12 protein-coding genes are annotated in these 17,795 nt (G+C 49.4%); 8 read left to right on the top strand and 4 right to left on the bottom strand.

The features are described 5' to 3' along the window. Positions 1–108 precede the first annotated feature (108 nt). Positions 109–501, top strand: coding sequence for a glycine cleavage system protein GcvH (gcvH, locus tag NST84_RS27910; RefSeq protein ID WP_342563266.1), 393 nt, complete (start codon positions 109–111; stop codon positions 499–501). Between the two features lie 143 nt (positions 502–644). On the opposite strand, the gene NST84_RS27905 is transcribed toward gcvH, so the two are convergent. The 3 genes from NST84_RS27905 to NST84_RS27895 form a co-directional block, all read right to left on the bottom strand. Then, on the bottom strand, positions 645–1,115 hold the full coding sequence (locus tag NST84_RS27905) for a hypothetical protein (RefSeq protein ID WP_342563265.1): 471 nt from the start codon (positions 1,113–1,115) through the stop codon (positions 645–647). Positions 1,116–1,357: 242 nt separating this feature from the next. Continuing rightward, positions 1,358–2,245 carry a flagellar motor protein MotB gene (locus NST84_RS27900; protein ID WP_342563264.1) on the bottom strand — a complete coding sequence of 296 codons (888 nt, stop codon included), beginning with the start codon at positions 2,243–2,245 and terminating at the stop codon, positions 1,358–1,360. After that, a complete protein-coding gene (locus tag NST84_RS27895) occupies positions 2,242–3,027 on the bottom strand; it encodes a flagellar motor protein (RefSeq protein WP_342563263.1) in 786 nt (261 codons plus the stop codon). The genes NST84_RS27900 and NST84_RS27895 overlap by 4 nt, the downstream gene beginning before the upstream one ends. Positions 3,028–3,206: 179 nt before the next feature. Between NST84_RS27895 and uvrB the strand changes: the two genes are divergently transcribed. The 5 genes from uvrB to galU all read left to right on the top strand — a co-directional run bounded on the left by uvrB (position 3,207) and on the right by galU (position 13,029). After that, positions 3,207–5,198: an excinuclease ABC subunit UvrB gene (uvrB, locus tag NST84_RS27890; protein WP_342563262.1), complete on the top strand. Its 1,992-nt coding sequence runs from the start codon at positions 3,207–3,209 to the stop codon at positions 5,196–5,198. A gap of 583 nt (positions 5,199–5,781) precedes the next feature. Continuing rightward, on the top strand, positions 5,782–8,658 hold the full coding sequence (gene uvrA, locus NST84_RS27885; protein ID WP_342563261.1) for an excinuclease ABC subunit UvrA: 2,877 nt from the start codon (positions 5,782–5,784) through the stop codon (positions 8,656–8,658). 322 nt (positions 8,659–8,980) lie between these two features. After that, on the top strand, positions 8,981–9,190 hold the full coding sequence (locus NST84_RS27880; RefSeq protein ID WP_342563260.1) for a hypothetical protein: 210 nt from the start codon (positions 8,981–8,983) through the stop codon (positions 9,188–9,190). 215 nt (positions 9,191–9,405) lie between these two features. Further along, on the top strand, positions 9,406–11,925 hold the full coding sequence (locus tag NST84_RS27875) for a DUF3656 domain-containing protein (protein WP_342563259.1): 2,520 nt from the start codon (positions 9,406–9,408) through the stop codon (positions 11,923–11,925). Between the two features lie 213 nt (positions 11,926–12,138). After that, the gene (gene galU / locus NST84_RS27870; protein WP_342563258.1) at positions 12,139–13,029 is read left to right on the top strand and encodes a UTP--glucose-1-phosphate uridylyltransferase GalU; all 891 of its coding nucleotides are present in this window, start codon (positions 12,139–12,141) and stop codon (positions 13,027–13,029) included. An 86-nt stretch (positions 13,030–13,115) separates the two neighbouring features. Here galU and NST84_RS27865 read toward each other — a convergent pair whose 3' ends face one another. After that, positions 13,116–15,572 carry an O-antigen ligase family protein gene (locus NST84_RS27865; RefSeq protein WP_342563257.1) on the bottom strand — a complete coding sequence of 819 codons (2,457 nt, stop codon included), beginning with the start codon at positions 15,570–15,572 and terminating at the stop codon, positions 13,116–13,118. A 154-nt stretch (positions 15,573–15,726) separates the two neighbouring features. Here NST84_RS27865 and NST84_RS27860 point away from each other — a divergent pair, with 154 nt between their 5' ends. Both NST84_RS27860 and NST84_RS27855 read left to right on the top strand, forming a co-directional pair. After that, the gene (locus NST84_RS27860; RefSeq protein ID WP_342563256.1) at positions 15,727–16,986 is read left to right on the top strand and encodes a glycosyltransferase; all 1,260 of its coding nucleotides are present in this window, start codon (positions 15,727–15,729) and stop codon (positions 16,984–16,986) included. Beyond that, positions 16,986–17,786, top strand: coding sequence for an ABC transporter permease (locus NST84_RS27855; protein WP_342563255.1), 801 nt, complete (start codon positions 16,986–16,988; stop codon positions 17,784–17,786). Before NST84_RS27860 ends, NST84_RS27855 begins: the two co-directional genes overlap by 1 nt. The last annotated feature ends 9 nt before the right edge of the window (positions 17,787–17,795 follow it).

Raw genomic sequence — 17,795 nt, 5'->3', positions numbered from 1 at the left:
AAGATGACAAAATTAAATTTCCTGTCAGTTATATTGACATTGCGCAAGCACGTATTTTAGTCTATAACTACATTTACAACACCAAATTCGGAAATGAGGCGGCTTGAAATGAGTGAAGTGTTAGACAACCTGCGTTACAGTGAAGAGCATGAATGGGCTCAGCAGGGTGAAGGACGCGTAGTACGGGTCGGGATTACAGATCATGCCCAGCATCTGCTCGGGGATATCGTATTTGTGGAATTTCCTGAAGTAGGGGCTGCTATTTCGGCAGGCGACAGCGTAGGCAGCATTGAGTCTGTAAAGACAGTTTCCGAATTATATTCACCCGTCTCGGGAAAGGTGACCCGGATCAACGATGCACTGGAAGCCAGCCCGGAGCTGCTTAACGATGAGCCTTACAGCGGCGGCTGGATTTTTGAGCTTGAGCTTGACGGCGAGTTCAGCGAGGCTGCCTCCGGACTGCTGGATGCGGCTGCTTACCGGGAACTGATCGGGGAATAAAGGACATACCATTTGTGCAAATAAAAAACAGGTGCTCTCGCCTTCTTAGAAGGAGGAGTACCTGTAATATAGCAGACGAAATTGCTGCGCGGTTTAATCAGCCGCGTCGATTTCGTCTCTTTGTGCTGTTTACACAGCTGTCCTTAATAAAGGTTTGGGAAGTTGTTGAGCTCAGGGTAAAGATATGGGGCGAGCCGCCATAACAGCGGCAGCAGACCGATGCCAATTAGTGCAAATGAAATGAGGAGGAGCGGAAGCCTAATAGTACGGCTTGGCGAAGCGTTGACATGCAGCACAAAACGGTAGGTGAAAATAGAGTAAAACGGAAATAGCAGTACTGCAGACATACCTAAACAGAGGAAATATTTCACTTCGCCAGCGGCTAAGGGAATCATCTGATCCGGGTTATAAACAGGGTTTATCTGCAAAAAAAGCAGTAGCAGCGGTACGTAAGCAAACAGTAGCTGCAGTGGAAAGCAGCGGATGACTCTGGTCTCCGAATGACTGGAAAGTGTCCGCCAATAGACATACCAGGCCAAGGCAAACGTTCCTCCGGCCAGCACATACAGCACTGCCATCCAGACCAGCTTGCTGACGGGATAGCTGTAGGCCATTTCCTCCCAGAAAAAATCCTGCGAAGTAAACATAATTAGTACATTGGATGTAAAACCAATCCCCAAAGTAATCCAGGTTGAGACAAAAGCAGTGAGCAGCAAAGAGATATATAGTCGGATCATACCCCAATATCGTGAGGATTCAGTTGTTATTTCATGGAGTTTATTCATTCAATTTCAGACTCCCTATCAGCAAAATTTAGATATTAAACTCTGCTGATCTCTTGGGTGAAATGAATCTGCTATTCTTCCTCCTGAAGCTGACGGAGCACAATCAGTTCCACACGGCGGTTTTTCTGGCGCCCTTCTGCGGTAGAGTTATCGTAAGCGGGCCGGGTGTCGGCATATCCAGCATACTGAAAGGTTCCGGGGTCAAGCCCCTCATTGTCCAGAAAAAAGCGCAGTACCGATAAGGCGCGGTCTCCGGAAAGCTCCCAGTTGTCGTTGTACTGCGAGCCGGCAGATACCGGTGTATTGTCTGTGTGCCCCTCAATGCTGATCGACGCGCCAATCCCGCTGAACAATCCTGAGAGCTGGCGCAGCGCCGGAAAAGCCGGCGGCTTCAGCTCGGCTCGTCCGGCATCAAACAGGAAGCGGTCGCTAAGCGTAATGGCAATGCCCTGCGGCTTGTCCGCCACAAAAATCTGGTCACCGAGGTTGTTATCCTCTACATAGGTGGTGATCACGTCCATAAGCGCATTCAGCTTGGCTTCCTGCTCGCGGAAGGCCAGCTCGCGCGCGGACGGCGGCTGATCTCCATCCTGTCCTTCTGCTGAAGGTGCTGTTCCGGAGCCGGTGCCTGTATTGCCTGTTCCGTCGTTACCGGAATCAGCCGCACCGTTCCCGCTGTTGCTTCCTTCGTTTTGCCCTCCTGCAGTTGGGGTATCCTGACTTCCGTCTTCTCCGTCCAGCACACCGCTCCCGCCTTCGAGTACAGGGTTGCCGCTGCGGAAGGTTTCGGACAATGAGCCGGTTACAATCTTGTACTTCTCCGTATCCAGACTGCTCATAGCATACATGACGACGAAAAAAATCAGCAGCAGCGTAATCAGATCTGCATAGGTTATCATCCAGCGGTCCCGCGGTTCATGCCCGTCTAATCCCGGTACACGCCGGTTTCTCTGCCTCATAGCAGACCTCTTGGCAGACCGTCTGAATCTGCGCCGGCATCATCCGGGACGAAGGAGCTCAGCTTCTTGCGCACCAGATGCGGAGGATCTCCGTTCTGCAGGGCGAGGATACCGACCAGCAGCATTTCCATGGTGGCCAGCTCCGTCTGGCTGCGGGATTTGATTTTGGAAGCGATGGGTAAAAATATTAAATTAGCGCTCGCTACACCATACAAGGTCGCCGTAAAGGCAACGGCAATGGAGGAACCAAGTGTGGACGGGTCGGAGAGGCTGCCCAGCACATGTATAAGACCCATGACGGTACCGATAATGCCCATTGTAGGAGCGTAGCCCCCGGCTGCCTCAAAGATTTTGGCGTAGCTGCCGTATTTGAGTTCTTTGGCATCCATATCAAGCTCCAGAATCTGCCGCACCTGGTCCGGGTCAGCACCGTCCACAATCAGCAGCAAGCCCTCACGGGTATAGGGGTCGGAATGATCCTCGGCCTGCCGCTCCAGTGCCAGGACACCGCCCCGGCGGACAGTTGCCGCCATGGTCACCAGCTCTGCGGCTCTTTCAGTATTGGTATCGGCTTGTCTGCCAAACGCGAAGCGCAGCGCAGCCGGTACAGAGCGCAGCCGGGAGGCGGGAAAGCTGACGAGTACTGCGGCCAGCGTGCCTCCGAACACTATCAGTGCGGCGTTCGGCTGAAGCAGTCCGGACAGGGTTCCGCCTTCCAGAAAAAAACCGCCAATCAGCGCGGCAAGTCCGGCCAGGAGGCCGATAATCGAGGTAATATCCATGGGATCAGTCTCCTTAGCATTCTATATATTATGGTTTGCATCCATGTAGGCAACACTGTATAATAAACGGGAACACGCATTCTTATCTTCCATATTTTTTAAACCGTATGGGATTAGCGCAAACAGACCACAATTATAGTACATTAATATATTTTAGACGATAGAGGGGAGACGGGCAAATGAGTGATATTGTCGTCAGTACGAAGACTTTTAAACTGGAGTCCGAGTATACACCCCAGGGCGATCAGCCTCATGCCATTGAAGAATTAGTGAACGGCATCCGGCAGGGCAAGAAGCACCAGACGCTGCTGGGAGCAACCGGTACAGGCAAGACCTTTACCATTGCACAGATGATTTCTAAACTTAACCGGCCTACACTGGTCATTGCACATAATAAGACGCTGGCCGCACAGCTTGCCAGTGAATTCAAGGAGTTTTTCCCGAGCAATTCCGTTGATTACTTCGTCAGCTACTACGATTACTACCAGCCAGAAGCCTATATTCCCTCCTCTGACACTTACATCGAGAAAGATTCCAGCATAAATGAAGAGATAGATAAGCTGCGCCACTCGGCAACCAGCTCGCTGTTTGAACGGCGTGACGTCATTATTGTGGCGAGCGTATCGTGTATATACGGTCTCGGATCGCCGCAGGAATACGGCAGCCTGCTGCTCTCTTTGCGTGTCGGAATGGAGAAGCCGCGTAACCAGATTCTGAGCCGGCTGGTGGATATCCAGTATCAGCGCAATGATCTCAACTTTGTACGCGGCACATTCCGTGTCCGCGGCGATGTTGTCGAAATCTTCCCGGCTTCCCAGGGTGAGCACGCAATCCGGGTCGAGCTGTTCGGTGACGAGATTGAGCGGATTACTGAAATTGATGTGCTGACCGGAGAGCTGATCGGTGAGCGCGATCATATTGCCATCTTTCCGGCCTCACACTTTGTTACCCAGGAAGAGACCATGCGAGTCGCTCTGGTTAATATTGAACGTGAACTGGAGGAGCGGCTGGAGGTGCTCCGTGATGCCGGCAAGCTGCTGGAAGCGCAGCGCCTGGAGCAGCGGACACGATACGATATTGAGATGATGAAGGAAGTCGGCTTCTGTTCGGGGATCGAGAACTACTCTGGACCGCTGACCTTCCGTGAACCCGGGGCGACCCCGTATACGCTGCTGGATTATTTTCCGGATGACATGCTGATCGTAATTGATGAGTCCCATGTTACACTCCCGCAGATCCGGGCGATGTATAACGGTGACCGGGCGCGCAAAACCGTGCTCGTTGAGCATGGCTTCCGCCTGCCGTCCGCCCTGGACAACCGGCCGCTGCAGTTTGAGGAATTTGAAGACAAAGTAGACCAGATCGTCTATGTCTCAGCCACACCGGGACCATATGAAATGGAACACTGCGATACAATGGTACAGCAGATTATCCGCCCTACCGGCCTGCTTGATCCAATTATCGAGGTCCGGCCGACGGAAGGACAGATCGATGATCTGATCAATGAGATCCGTGAACGTGTGGCACGGGACGAACGGGTATTGGTGACTACACTGACCAAGAAGATGTCAGAGGATCTGACGGATTACTTTAAAGAAATTGGTATTAAGGTCCGTTACATGCACTCCGACATTAAGACACTGGAGCGGATGGCGATCCTGCGTGATCTCCGGCTCGGTACATTCCATGTCCTTGTGGGTATTAACTTGTTAAGAGAGGGCCTTGATCTTCCGGAGGTATCCCTTGTTACTATTCTTGACGCTGACAAAGAGGGCTTCCTGCGTTCAGAGCGTTCGCTGATCCAGACGATCGGCCGTGCCGCCCGTAACTCGGAAGGCCGGGTCATCATGTACGGCGACCGTATAACGGATTCCATGGAGAAGGCGATCAGCGAAACCGAACGCCGCCGCGCAATCCAGATTGCTTATAATGAGAAACACGGCATTACACCGACGACAATTAACAAAAAGATCCGCGAGATCATCGAGGCCACCAAAGTGTCCGAATCCAAGGCCGATTATCTCACCGGTGCCGGCGGCAAGCTGAACAAGAAAGACAAGCAAAGCCTGATGCAGCGCCTGGAAGCCGAGATGAAGGACGCTGCCAAGAATCTGCAATTCGAGCGCGCCGCCGAGCTTCGCGATGCTTTGCTGGAGCTGCGTGCAGAGTAAGGACACACCATGTATTCAACAGAACGGCTCATTATAGCCGTTCTTTTTAGATAAGCTGACAGCACTAATGCTTTAGGAACTTGCGCATCCCGGAGGGACAGCTTCGCAGTTAAAGCTCTTGGCGCATTCCGGAGGAACAGCCCTGCAGTTAGGGCACTTGCGCATCCCGGAGGGACAGCCCGCAGTTAAAGCTCTTGGCGCATTCCGGAGGAACAGCCCTGCAGTTAAGGCACTTGCGCATCCCGGAGGGACAGCCCGCAGTTAAAGCTCTTGGCGCATTCCGGAGGAACAGCCCTGCAGTTAAGGCACTTGCGCATCCCGAAGGGACAGCTCCGCAGTTGAAGCAATTGGCGCATCCCGAAGGGACAGCCCCCCCGGAGCGCCGAAGTTCCAGCGGTCCCGCAGGGACAAGCGATCCCGGCACCCAAGTAACTAAGTCTCCCCAACCCTACTCCTTCGCCAAACCTTGCGGGTGTCCAGAGGGTGCAACCCTTGGGGCCCTCCCTTGGCTAAGGGAGGGTTTGGGAGGGATCGAAAATGTTTTCCCAAAATATTTCCGCATTTGAAATTGGAGGTTTTACCGTTGGCGAACGAAAGTATAGTAATCAAAGGCGCGCGAGCGCATAATCTCAAAAATATCGACGTAACGATCCCGCGGGACCGCTTCGTTGTGCTGACGGGACTTAGCGGCTCCGGCAAATCATCGCTGGCGTTCGATACGATCTATGCCGAAGGGCAGCGGCGTTATGTAGAGTCCCTTTCTGCGTATGCCCGCCAGTTCCTTGGCCAGATGGAGAAGCCGGATGTCGATTCGATTGACGGCTTGTCCCCGGCCATTTCGATTGACCAGAAGACAACCAGCCGTAACCCGCGCTCAACGGTAGGAACAGTAACCGAAATATACGATTATCTGCGCCTGCTGTTCGCCCGGATCGGTCATCCGCATTGCCCGGATCACGGGATTGAGATTACGTCGCAGACGGTTGAACAAATGGTGGACCGGATTATGCAATACCCGGAGAAAACCCGGCTGCAGATCCTGGCTCCGGTTATTTCCGGCCGCAAAGGCGAGCATAAGGGCCTGTTCAGCGACATTTCCAAGCAGGGCTTTGTCCGCGTACGTGTAGATGGAGAACTGCGTGAGGTCACCGAAGAGATCGAGCTGGAGAAGAACAAGAAGCATACCATCGAGGTTGTAGTCGACCGTATCGTCATCAAGGACGATGTGCAGACCCGGCTGACGGACTCTCTGGAAACAGCGCTCAAGCTGTCCGGAGGCCAGATTCTGGTTGATATCATCGGCCAGGAGGAGCTGCTGTTTAGTTCGAATTTTGCCTGTCCGGTGTGCGGCTTCAGTATTGAGGAGCTGGCTCCGAGGATGTTCTCCTTCAACAGTCCTTTCGGCGCCTGCCCGGAATGCGACGGCCTAGGAATGAACATGGTAGTCGATCCGGAGCTGCTGATTCCTGACCCTGAGAAATCGGTGGAGGATGGGGCTTTTCTGGCCTGGACAGGCAGTACCTCCAATTACTATCCGCAGTTTCTGAAATCAGTCTGTGAGCATTTCAAAATACCGCAGAACGTGCCCGTGAGCACGCTGACGCCGGATCAGATGAACAAGCTGCTGCACGGAACAGGCAGCGAGAAGATCCGCTTCCGGTATGAGAATGATTTTGGCCAGAAAAAGGATGCCCTTGTCGCCTTTGAAGGGATCATTCCGAACCTGGAACGGCGTTACCGGGATACTGCCTCGGAAGGCATCCGCGAGTTTATCGAAGGCTTCATGAGCGCCAAACCTTGTCATGTCTGCAAAGGGAAACGTCTGAAAAGAGAAATTCTTGCGGTTACCATTAACGAACGGAACGTAGCGGATGTAACGGATCTGTCCATTGGAGACTGTCAGGCCTTTTTTGAGAATCTGGTGCTGAATGAAAAAGAAACAGCCATCGCCCACCTGATCCTCAAGGAAATCAGCAGCCGGCTCGGCTTCCTGGTTAACGTCGGACTGAATTATCTAACGCTCAGCCGTGCGGCGGGTTCACTCTCAGGGGGCGAAGCACAGCGTATCCGGCTGGCAACCCAAATTGGTTCCAGTCTGATGGGCGTCTTGTACATTCTGGACGAGCCGAGTATCGGCCTGCACCAGCGGGATAATGACCGGCTTATTTCCACCCTGGCGCATATGCGGGATCTGGGAAATACGCTGATTGTCGTAGAGCATGACGAGGATACGATGATGGCGGCAGATTATATTATCGACATCGGCCCAGGTGCGGGGATTCATGGCGGCAGCGTAATTGCCCAGGGTACACCGCAGGAAATTATGGATGACCCGAATTCCCTGACCGGCGAGTATCTCAGCGGACGCAAGTTCATTCCGGTAACCTCCAAGCGGCGGGCAACAGATGACCGCTGGATCGAAATCCGCGGCGCTAAAGAGAATAACCTGAAGAACGTGAATGTAAAGATTCCGCTGGGCGTCTTTACCGCTGTGACCGGTGTCTCCGGATCCGGCAAGTCCTCACTGGTGAACGAGATTCTGTACAAGAGTCTTGCCCGCCAGCTGAATAGAGCGGTAAAAGTACGCCCGGGTCTGCACAAGGAAATCCGTGGCCTTGAGAATCTGGACAAGGTTATCGAGATCGACCAGTCGCCGATCGGACGCACTCCGAGATCCAATCCGGCCACCTATACCGGTGTGTTCGATGACATCCGTGATCTGTTCTCGAAGACCAACGAAGCTAAGGTGCGCGGATTCCAAAAGGGCCGTTTCAGCTTCAACGTGAAGGGCGGCCGCTGCGAGGCCTGCCGCGGGGATGGGATTATCAAGATTGAAATGCACTTCCTGCCGGATGTATACGTGCCGTGCGAAGTCTGCAAAGGCAAGCGGTACAACCGTGAGACACTGGAGGTCAAATATAAAGGTAAGAGCATTGCCGATGTGCTGGAAATGACTGTGGAGGATGCAACCGAGTTCTTCAAAAACATTCCGAAAATCCACCGCAAAATGCAGACCCTGCTGGATGTCGGCCTCGGCTACATCAACATCGGACAGCCGGGGACGACTTTGTCCGGCGGCGAAGCACAGCGCGTGAAGCTGGCTTCCGAATTGTACCGCCGCAGCACCGGCAAGACGCTCTACATTCTGGATGAGCCAACTACCGGGCTGCATGTGGACGATATCGGCCGTCTGCTGGAGGTGCTGCACCGCCTGGTCGACTCCGGCGAATCCGTTCTGGTCATTGAGCATAATCTGGATGTCATCAAAACCGCGGATTATCTCATCGATATGGGACCTGAAGGCGGAAGCGGCGGCGGAACGGTTCTGGCAACCGGAACACCGGAGAAGCTGATTACCGTCGAGGAATCCTACACCGGCAGATACCTGAAGCCGATTCTGATCCGTGATACCGCACGGACGGAAGCAATGCAGCTGCAGGAGTCGGAGACGACAGTATAGAGCAATGAGTCGGACTGCTTTTGCAGGACAGATGAAATAACGTTAACATAGAGCGCTGCAGGCGGGGATCCGCTTGCGGCGTTCTTTCTTTTTGCAGCCATAGTTAAAAAAGAAAATCTAATAGTGGCTCGAGTACATTTGAGTGAGCGTCAACTTCAAAAATCACATTTTTCATCGGAGAATAGTGACTTAAAATAATTTTTTACAACAATTACAGCTTTTTTAACGAATTCCTATTGCGCCGCTCAATTGGTAGCGATAACATAAGGGTAGATATGGATTAGATGAACCTGCTTGTCAACCCTTTTGAGGAGGTAAAGCCATGCTGCTGGCAGAAGCTGCCGTACAAGAACCGTCTAAATTTCATACCTTTGATCTGTTTATGATTGCCTTTACTATTTTGATTTTTATCGGTGTCATCCGTCTGCTCCGTGCTCCCCAGAAAAATAAATTTGCGATTGCTTTTGGTGTGGTCAGTTTGCTGGTGTTTGCTGTTTCGGATTATGCGATGATTATGAATTGGTTCAGCTGAAAGTAACGCTGTCTTGCTGAAATGCCAGAATACCTTTAGATGCTTGTATACGCAAAAGACTCCTTTAAACGCTGCAGGCGTAGACAAAGGTGTCTTTTTCACATTCATGAGCTCAAATGTTGGTAAACAGATAGCGCAGTGATGTGATATTTGATACAATTAATAAGTTAATGGTTAGGAAATGACCCGCGAAACAGCGGTTTGGGAGGATATAAATGAACGAGCAAGGAATACGCAGAGAAGACGTGGAGCTGTTGGCTCCGGCCGGTGACTGGGAGTGTATGCGTGCAGCAGTGGCGAACGGTGCGGATGCGGTCTTTTTTGGCGTAGAGAAGTTTAATGCACGGGCGAGAGCCAACAACTTCCGCATGGACGAGCTGCCGGAGATTATGGCGTTTCTTCATAGCTATGGAGTGAAGGGCTTTTTGACGTTTAATATACTGGTGTTTGAAAATGAGCTGGCAGATGCCAAGGAACTGATCGACGCTTGTATTGATGCAGGTGTAGACGCGGTAATTGTGCAGGATTTGGGGCTGGTGCGGATGATCCGCGAAATCTCCCCCGACTTCCCGATTCACGGCTCAACACAAATGACGATTACTTCCCCGGAAGCGGTGGAATTTACTAAGCCTTGGGGTATGGAGCGTGTGGTACTCGGACGTGAAAATAACCTGAAGCAGATCAAGACGATCGGAGATCAGGCCCGGCTGCCGATGGAAGTGTTTGTGCACGGTGCCCTGTGTGTCTCCTATTCAGGTCAATGCCTGACCTCGGAAATGTGGGGCGGCCGGTCCGCGAACCGTGGTGAATGTGCCCAGGCCTGCCGTCTGCCGTATGATCTGATGGTGGATGGTGTTATTCAACCGATGGGCGATGTGACGTATCTGCTGTCTCCCAAGGATCTGGCGGCGATTGACCTGATGCCTGAGCTGATTGAGGCGGGAGTAACCTCCTTCAAAATCGAAGGCCGGCTCAAGACCCCGGAATACGTGGCTAACGTGGTCAGTAAATACCGCAAAGCGATTGACCGTTATTTTGACGGGAACTGGTCACCGACTTCCAAGGAAGATATGCGTGAGCTGCAGCAGAGCTTTTCCCGCGGCTTTACGCATGGTTTCCTTGAAGGGACGAACAACAAGAAGCTGGTGGACGGGACTTTTCCGAAAAGCCGTGGCGTGTACATGGGCACAGTCGAGCAGATTCTGCGCGATGGCGTAGTCTGCCGTATCCATGCTCCGCTTAAGCGCGGGGACGGGATTGTTTTTGATGCCGGTGATCCGACCAAAAAGGAAGAAGGCGGACGCGTCTACGATCTGCGCCGTAAAGGCGTGAAGCTTGAGGGCGAAGCCGGTGAAGGCTGGATCGTTGATATCGTGCCTGGTCGCAATGACGTAGACTTACGCAGACTGCACGTCGGCGACCGCATTTGGAAGACCAATGACCCGGCGCTCGATAAGTCGCTGCGTCAGTCCTACGAAACCGAGAAGCCGTACCGCGTCTTCCCGGTACAGGTGAAGGTCGAAGGCCGCGTTGGCGAGCCGCTGGCGACCTGGTGGACCGACGTTCAGAAGAACGTCACGGTCCAAGTGAACTCGGAGCTGCTGCTGGAAGCCGCACAGAAGCGTCCGATGGATACCGCCCTGCTGGAAGAACAATTCGGCCGCCTCGGCGGGACCGTGTTCCAGCTTGAGGCGCTTGAGTCGCAGCTGGAAGGAGACGTGATCGTGCCTATGCGCGAGCTCAACAGCATCCGCCGCCAGGCGGTGGAGCTGCTTGCCGGCGAGCGCCCGAAGCCGCCCGTCTACGTGAAACGGGCGGTAGAGGTCTACGGCGACGCTGTCCGCAGGGGCGACGCCGGGCTGCGCGGTGAAGCGGAGCTTACCGCGCTGTGCCGCAGCCTGCCGCAGGTGCAGGCTGCACTCGAAGCCGGCGTAACGAACATTTACGCCGATTTCGAGTTCATCAAGCAGTTCCCGGCAGCGGTGGACGCTGTACGGGCTGCGGGAGCCAGCATCGCGCTGGCCACGCCGCGCATCCATATGCCGGGCGAGAACGGCTACCACGCCAATATCCTGCGCCTGCAGCCGGATGCCGTGCTGGTGCGCAATACAGGCGCGCTGTACTACTATCTCAAGCACCGGTTGGAGCACCCGGATGCACAGCATCCGCGCCTGATCGGTGACTTCTCGCTGAACATTGCCAACCACAAAGCCGTAGACCTGTTCCTTGAATCCGGCCTGGATGCAGTAACGCCTTCCTATGACCTGAACATTCAGCAGATGGTCGATCTGCTCGGACGCAGTGATACCTCGCGTATGGAGGTCGTGATTCATCAGCATCTGCCGATGTTCCATACAGAGCATTGTGTGTACTGTACCTTCATGAGTGAAGGCACCAACTACACGAACTGTGGCCGTCCTTGTGAAGAGCAGCGTGCTTCCCTGCAGGACCGGATCGGCATGTCTCATCCCGTCCGTGTGGACGAAGGCTGCCGTAACACTGTATACAACGCCGTGGAACAGTCCGGTGCAGAGTATTTGAACAATTTCCGCGATCTGGGTGTCTCTTCTTTCCGTGTAGAGTTCCTGGAAGAAACGCCGGAGCAGGTGGCAGAGGTTATCAGCCTCTACACCCGTGCACTGCGCGGAGAAATCTCTGGCACCCAAGTATGGAAGAGTCTCAAGGCGACCAACCAGCTTGGTGTAACACGCGGACAGCTGGTTAACGCTAAGTAAGTCCGGATCCTTATATAAAGCCAGGGCCACTCAGGAGCATTTTATGCTGGACGTGAGTGTGTCCTGGCTATTTTTGAATAAACAGTCTTTGTTCCTAGCATATAACAATTTAACTGCCAAAAAACTTCCTGAACTGCTATAATTGAATTTATTATGCCAAGTTTCTCGAGAACTGTAGCGGCGCTAAAGAACTGAAACAGAAGGAGCTATGTCATGAAAATCCGTAAAGCGATTATTCCGGCGGCTGGCCTGGGCACCCGCTTTTTGCCTGCCACTAAAGCGATGCCCAAAGAAATGCTTCCAATTGTAGACAAGCCGACGATTCAATATATTGTCGAAGAAGCCGTTGCATCCGGGATTGAAGATATCATTATCGTCACAGGTAAGGGCAAGCGGGCGATTGAGGACCATTTTGACAATTCGTTTGAGTTAGAGTTTAACCTGGCGGAGAAGCAGAAGTGGGAGCTGCTCGAGTCTGTGCGCAAATCTTCAGAAATGGCTGACATCCATTATATCCGTCAAAAAGAGCCCCGCGGTCTCGGACATGCCATCTGGTGCGCCCGTAAATTCATCGGTAATGAGCCGTTTGCAGTACTACTGGGTGACGATATCGTCGAAGCGGACAAACCGTGTCTGAAGCAGATGATCGAAGTCTACGAAGAATATAAGTCCTCCATTGTCGGGGTGCAGCCTGTACCGTGGGAAGAAGTATCCCGCTACGGCCTCGTAGACGGCACTCAGCTGGCAGATCGCGTCTACAAAGCCAACCGGCTGGTTGAGAAGCCGAAGCGTGAAGACGCTCCGTCCAATTTGGCGATCCTGGGACGTTATATCCTGACCCCGCGTATCTTCGATATGCTGGGCGAACAGCAGGTCGGGGTAGGCGGAGAAATCCAGCTTACAGATGCCATCGCACGTTTGAGCGATGTAGAGCGGATTATTGCCTATGATTTCGAGGGCAGACGGCATGATGTTGGCGAGAAGATGGGCTTTATTCAGACGACCATACATTATGCGCTTCAGCATGAGGAGTTAAAGGAAGGGTTGCTGGATTATCTCAAAGAAGTTATTAATAATGAAGCTGCGAAGACTGCTAAGTTGTAAATTTATGATCCTAACATCATAAGCACAGGTTACAAAAAGGGACAAGCTGTATGATCAGCCTTGTCCCTTTTTTGTGAGTATCCGTATTAGAACTGCATTGCAGCAATTGAATCAATTGCCGCTGCTTCCGCTGCATCAGCAGCAATCAGCAAATCATAAATAGCCTGATCTTGTCCGCCGCTGCGCTTCAGCACAGCCAGGTACCAACGGGCGATTTCGCGGTTAGTAGTATCTGCGTAATCTTCGCTGAGACCTGATTTGAGAGTTGCAGCTGCAAGCTCATCATCCCCGGACATCAGCTGTAGCTTTCCGGAATTCAGTGCGATGCTAGGTGTAACGGAGAACGGACGGCCCTGCAGCTGTTCAGGCGGCAGCGTTTTAAGATGTTCAACTCCATCGGTCACGTGCTTATAAGCTTCAAGACCGTTAGTAACATATTCTTGTTTCTTGGCGTCATCCTTTTGCTCATAGGCGGCATAGCCCAAAGTGAAGGACCGGCTGATAATAGCATCGTACCAATCAATATCCCAGTAGAACTTATAAGCATTATCCTCATATACGGCAAATGCAAGATCGGCTTGTCCCTTGAGATCGTAAATACCGACAAGCTGTTTCAACAAATCTTTGTTATAAGGCTCATCATCCAGCGCGCTAGTTACAAAGTTATAAGCCTCATCAAGATACTGGGTATCCTGCGTTTGCGTAAAGACCTGCTGATCCATGGATGAAAGGTATATTACCGATTCAGGATGGTACGAACGTTTGTCCAGTGCCTTCACCAGCGGTGCTTTGATCTCTTCATAGGACTGACTGACACCGACAAGATTCTTAGCCTTCATTGCTGAAGTACTGGAGCTTAAATAATTAATGGAAAGGAACAGAAGGAAGACAGTCCCAACGGCAACAACCGCTAGATAACCTACCCGCAGTCCAGTCTTATTCCAGTTACGGCGCAGTACCTTACTATCCATTGAAGCTCCCATACCGGCAAGGCTCAGGAAGACCAAGATGCCCATAAACGCATAACTTAAGTTGAAATCCAGCAAGCTATGGATCAGAATGGACAGTGCAATAATGTAATAGAAGTAACCATTGGCAAAGTCGTCTCTTTCACGCTTCAAGTAGCCGCGGATATATTTGTAGAGCACATATCCGATAAAGCCTATAAACACGATGAAACCGACAATCCCAACCTCAATCAAGTACTGCAAAAAGAAGTTGTGTGCCTGACGGCTTGTATATGGGTTGTTCTGATACTGTTCATAAAGGGACGCCCAACCGCCACCGCCAGCTCCGAGAATAGGATAATCTTTAACTACTTTCATAGCATCCTTATAAAAAGTGAACCGTTCCAATACACTGTGCTGCTTAAAATTGATGTTTTCCAGCCGGGTTTCAATGTTCGCAGGCAGAATGCTGCGTACGCTTGTCCCGATCAGCAGGAACGCAACGATTCCCACAAGAATGAGTGAACCAAGCGGAAGCCAGAGACCAGAGCCTTTACGCGATCCCCAAACGCCTAGCTTGTTCTCCAGCCGGGGTGCTACAAAACGTTGTATTGCCCACCCCAGCCCTGCTACTACGAGAGAAGCAATAATAAGATAAGCCCATCCCTTTAATGCAGCTCCGGACGTAAATGCTGTATTCAGTTCTGTTCCCAGCGTAGTCAGAGGGTTAGTTACTGCCAACGCAGCAATACCGGCAATTGCCAAATGAATGATCCAGAGAATCTGCTGGGCTGGTTTTAGCAGAACTAGCAGCAGTATAAACACGACAGGCAGCATGACAAGTCCACCGCGGGACAGAGTGAGCAGCAGTGATACAATGATCGGTACTAGCATGAACCCGTGGGTTAGTGTGCCGTACCACTTCTTGGAGCGGATCAGGGCGAATACAGCAACGAACAGAAAAGCCATTAGAAAGGCTGCATACGTATTTGCATACTGGAAAATGGAGGTTAGACGAAGACCGTTGGAGTCGGTCATTACGGCATCCAAATATTTACCGTCGCGCACCGTATTTGAGAACCAGCCGACCATTCCTCCGGCAAATTTCGCGCCTCCAAGCCAGTTAATCAATCCAAACATCACAATGAAATAGGAAATGGCAAGAACCGCATTCTGTATGACAACATTTAGTCGCTTTTGCTTGAGCAGATATAACGCTATAATGAATATTGCAATATACATGCTCTGAATAAGCAGAAGATTCATCGCCATATAATGCGAAGCTGCGCCAAAGAGCGACAAGGCATAGGTTATAGGAAGTAACAACGCAGCAATTACAACTAAATCGCGCTGCTCCTCAAGCTTGAATTTTGTAAAGTACAAGCCCATCCAGATAAGCAGCAACAAGCTGCTAAGCAGTGAAGCTATGTAGATCGGCTTTTCAAAATCCAGCTGCTGTCCGTTAAACAACCCAACCTGGAACGGGGTCCAGATCAGAAACAAAATAAAAGCAACAGCCAATGCCCACATGGGGCTGGATATTTTTTCAACATTTCTCGACTGGTCTGCATTTTTACCGTATACTGGGTTCGACACGTTTTAATCTCCTTTTCCTGTAGGTACGACAATATTTTAGCATATGGGTATATTCTATTTCTACTTAACTTATACAGTATAAGCTTATTAAGCTTTGGTATGGGGAATAAATATTAAACTGCAATTGTAATTAGAGTTTTATGAGGAGAACGAAATGAAAATATTACTCATACCCCCCACGAATTTTGATGATAAGATGGCAGGTCCCAGCATAAGGTACTATAACTTTTTAATTGAGTTGGGGAAAAAACACGATGTGATTGTATTATTATCCGAATTAAACGAATTTACCCGCTCGCTTCCTTGTTATATGCTAAACAAAAAAAATGTTAAAAAAATGTTAAATTGGTGCGATATAGTAATCACACAAGGGCTAACTTTATTCCATTATCCCTCTATTAAAAACACAAAAAAGGTGTTGGTTATTGATCTATATGATCCCTTTATTTTAGAAAATTTAGAAATTAGAAAAAAGGATTTTGTAGGTAAGATACTGTATAGAATTGATCTGAAGATATTAAGGGAACAATTATTAGCAGGTGATTTTTTTATATGTTCAAATCAGAGGCAGATTGATTATTGGATTGGGTCTTTGAGTATTGTTGGTGCGATTGATGTGAACAATTATTATAAACGGAAAAAGATATCGGACATTATTGGAATAGTTCCCTTTGGAATACCTTCAGAGGTTCCGCAACAAACATCTCCAGGGGTACTACGAGATAAAACCGAGGGGTTTTCTAATGATGATTTTATTGTACAGTGGGCTGGGGGGAGTTGGAAGTGGTTAGATATAGAGACGGTTATTAAAGCATTTTCAATAATCAAAACTAAAAATGAAAAAGTCAAGCTTTTTATAATGGGCGGTAAACAAAATGCGGAGTTAAAAGAACTCTGTTTAAGGTATGATGTTTTGGGGAAAAATGTTATACTAGGAGATTGGATTCCATATAACAAACGACAGGACTATTTACTAGACAGTGATATTGGTCTTGTAACTCATTTTGATATATTAGAAACTCGATATTCACACAGAACAAGGGTATTGGATTATATATGGTGTTCACTCCCTATTGTGTCGACGATGGGGGATTATCTTTCGGATGTATTGATAGAGAAGAAGAATGTTGGAGTGAATGTTGATTATGAGAATCCTAATGAATTAGCTGATGTTATTTTAAATCTATCAAATGATATGACTAAGTTGGATTTCTACAAATCGAATCTTGACAATATTCATGGCCAACTGAAATGGAGCAATGTGATGGAAGACCTTTTGAGATATTGTGAAAATCCTATGAAAATAGCTAAATACAAATCTAATCCATTTACTTTCTTTAGTAGTATAATTTTAACTAACCTTAAGTGGAGTATTTATCATTTTCGGAAATTTAATAAAAAGGTGAGGAAATAATGGTCTTATTAGAAAGTATGAAGGATCAATATCGAAACAAAAAGCTAATATTAGATTTGTCATTTAAAGATTTCAGGTCAAAATATGTAGGTTCGTATTTTGGTGCAATATGGGCATTCGTACAACCGACTATAATGATCTTGATTTATTGGTTTATCTTCCAGGTTGGATTCAGGTCGGCGCCTGTAAATGACATTCCGTATATACTTTATTTTGTTTCAAGTATCATTCCATGGTTTTTCTTTTCAGAAAGTTGGGCTAGTTCTACGAATTCAGTTACTGAAAATAGCTATTTAGTTCAAAAAATAGTATTCCCGGTAAGTATATTACCTACTGTAAAAGTGCTCTCTTCTTTTTATGTACACTTATTTTTTGTGTTTTTTGTTTTCTGCCTCCTTCTAGCCTATGGTATATATCCTGATATACATCAACTGCAGCTAATTTACTTTTTAGTAGCTAATTTTTTTCTTTCACTGGGCCTATCTTGGATTACGTCGTCCGTGGTTATTTTCTTTAAAGATACTGCTCAAATCGTTTCCGTTTTTTTGCAAATTGCTTTTTGGCTTACACCAATTTTTTATTCTATAGATATGTTGCCTGAAAAACTCCAACCTCTTTTTAAGTTAATGCCTATGTATTATATAGTTGAAGGCTATAGAAACACTTTTTTGTATGATCATTGGTTTTGGGAGAAGGACTTGTATCTCACATTTACTTTCTGGGGAACACTTTTGCTAATCTTAACTTTAGGTTCGAAAATCTTTAAAAAATTATCACATCATTTTGCAGATATCCTTTGAGGTGACATT

It is taken from the genome of Paenibacillus sp. FSL R7-0345 (genome assembly GCF_038595055.1).
Classification (GTDB): domain Bacteria; phylum Bacillota; class Bacilli; order Paenibacillales; family Paenibacillaceae; genus Paenibacillus_AQ.
Note: the sequence above shows the minus strand (reverse complement) of the source record. Positions and strands in the feature narration are given on the sequence as shown.

Coding starts and splice junctions, on each gene's coding strand:
- gcvH (WP_342563266.1), top strand. CDS start 109: ATGAGTGAAGTGTTAGACAACCTGCGTTACAGTGAAGAGCATGAATGG.
- NST84_RS27905 (WP_342563265.1), bottom strand. CDS start 1,115: ATGGCCTACAGCTATCCCGTCAGCAAGCTGGTCTGGATGGCAGTGCTG.
- NST84_RS27900 (WP_342563264.1), bottom strand. CDS start 2,245: ATGAGGCAGAGAAACCGGCGTGTACCGGGATTAGACGGGCATGAACCG.
- NST84_RS27895 (WP_342563263.1), bottom strand. CDS start 3,027: ATGGATATTACCTCGATTATCGGCCTCCTGGCCGGACTTGCCGCGCTG.
- uvrB (WP_342563262.1), top strand. CDS start 3,207: ATGAGTGATATTGTCGTCAGTACGAAGACTTTTAAACTGGAGTCCGAG.
- NST84_RS27880 (WP_342563260.1), top strand. CDS start 8,981: ATGCTGCTGGCAGAAGCTGCCGTACAAGAACCGTCTAAATTTCATACC.
- NST84_RS27875 (WP_342563259.1), top strand. CDS start 9,406: ATGAACGAGCAAGGAATACGCAGAGAAGACGTGGAGCTGTTGGCTCCG.
- galU (WP_342563258.1), top strand. CDS start 12,139: ATGAAAATCCGTAAAGCGATTATTCCGGCGGCTGGCCTGGGCACCCGC.
- NST84_RS27860 (WP_342563256.1), top strand. CDS start 15,727: ATGAAAATATTACTCATACCCCCCACGAATTTTGATGATAAGATGGCA.
- NST84_RS27855 (WP_342563255.1), top strand. CDS start 16,986: ATGGTCTTATTAGAAAGTATGAAGGATCAATATCGAAACAAAAAGCTA.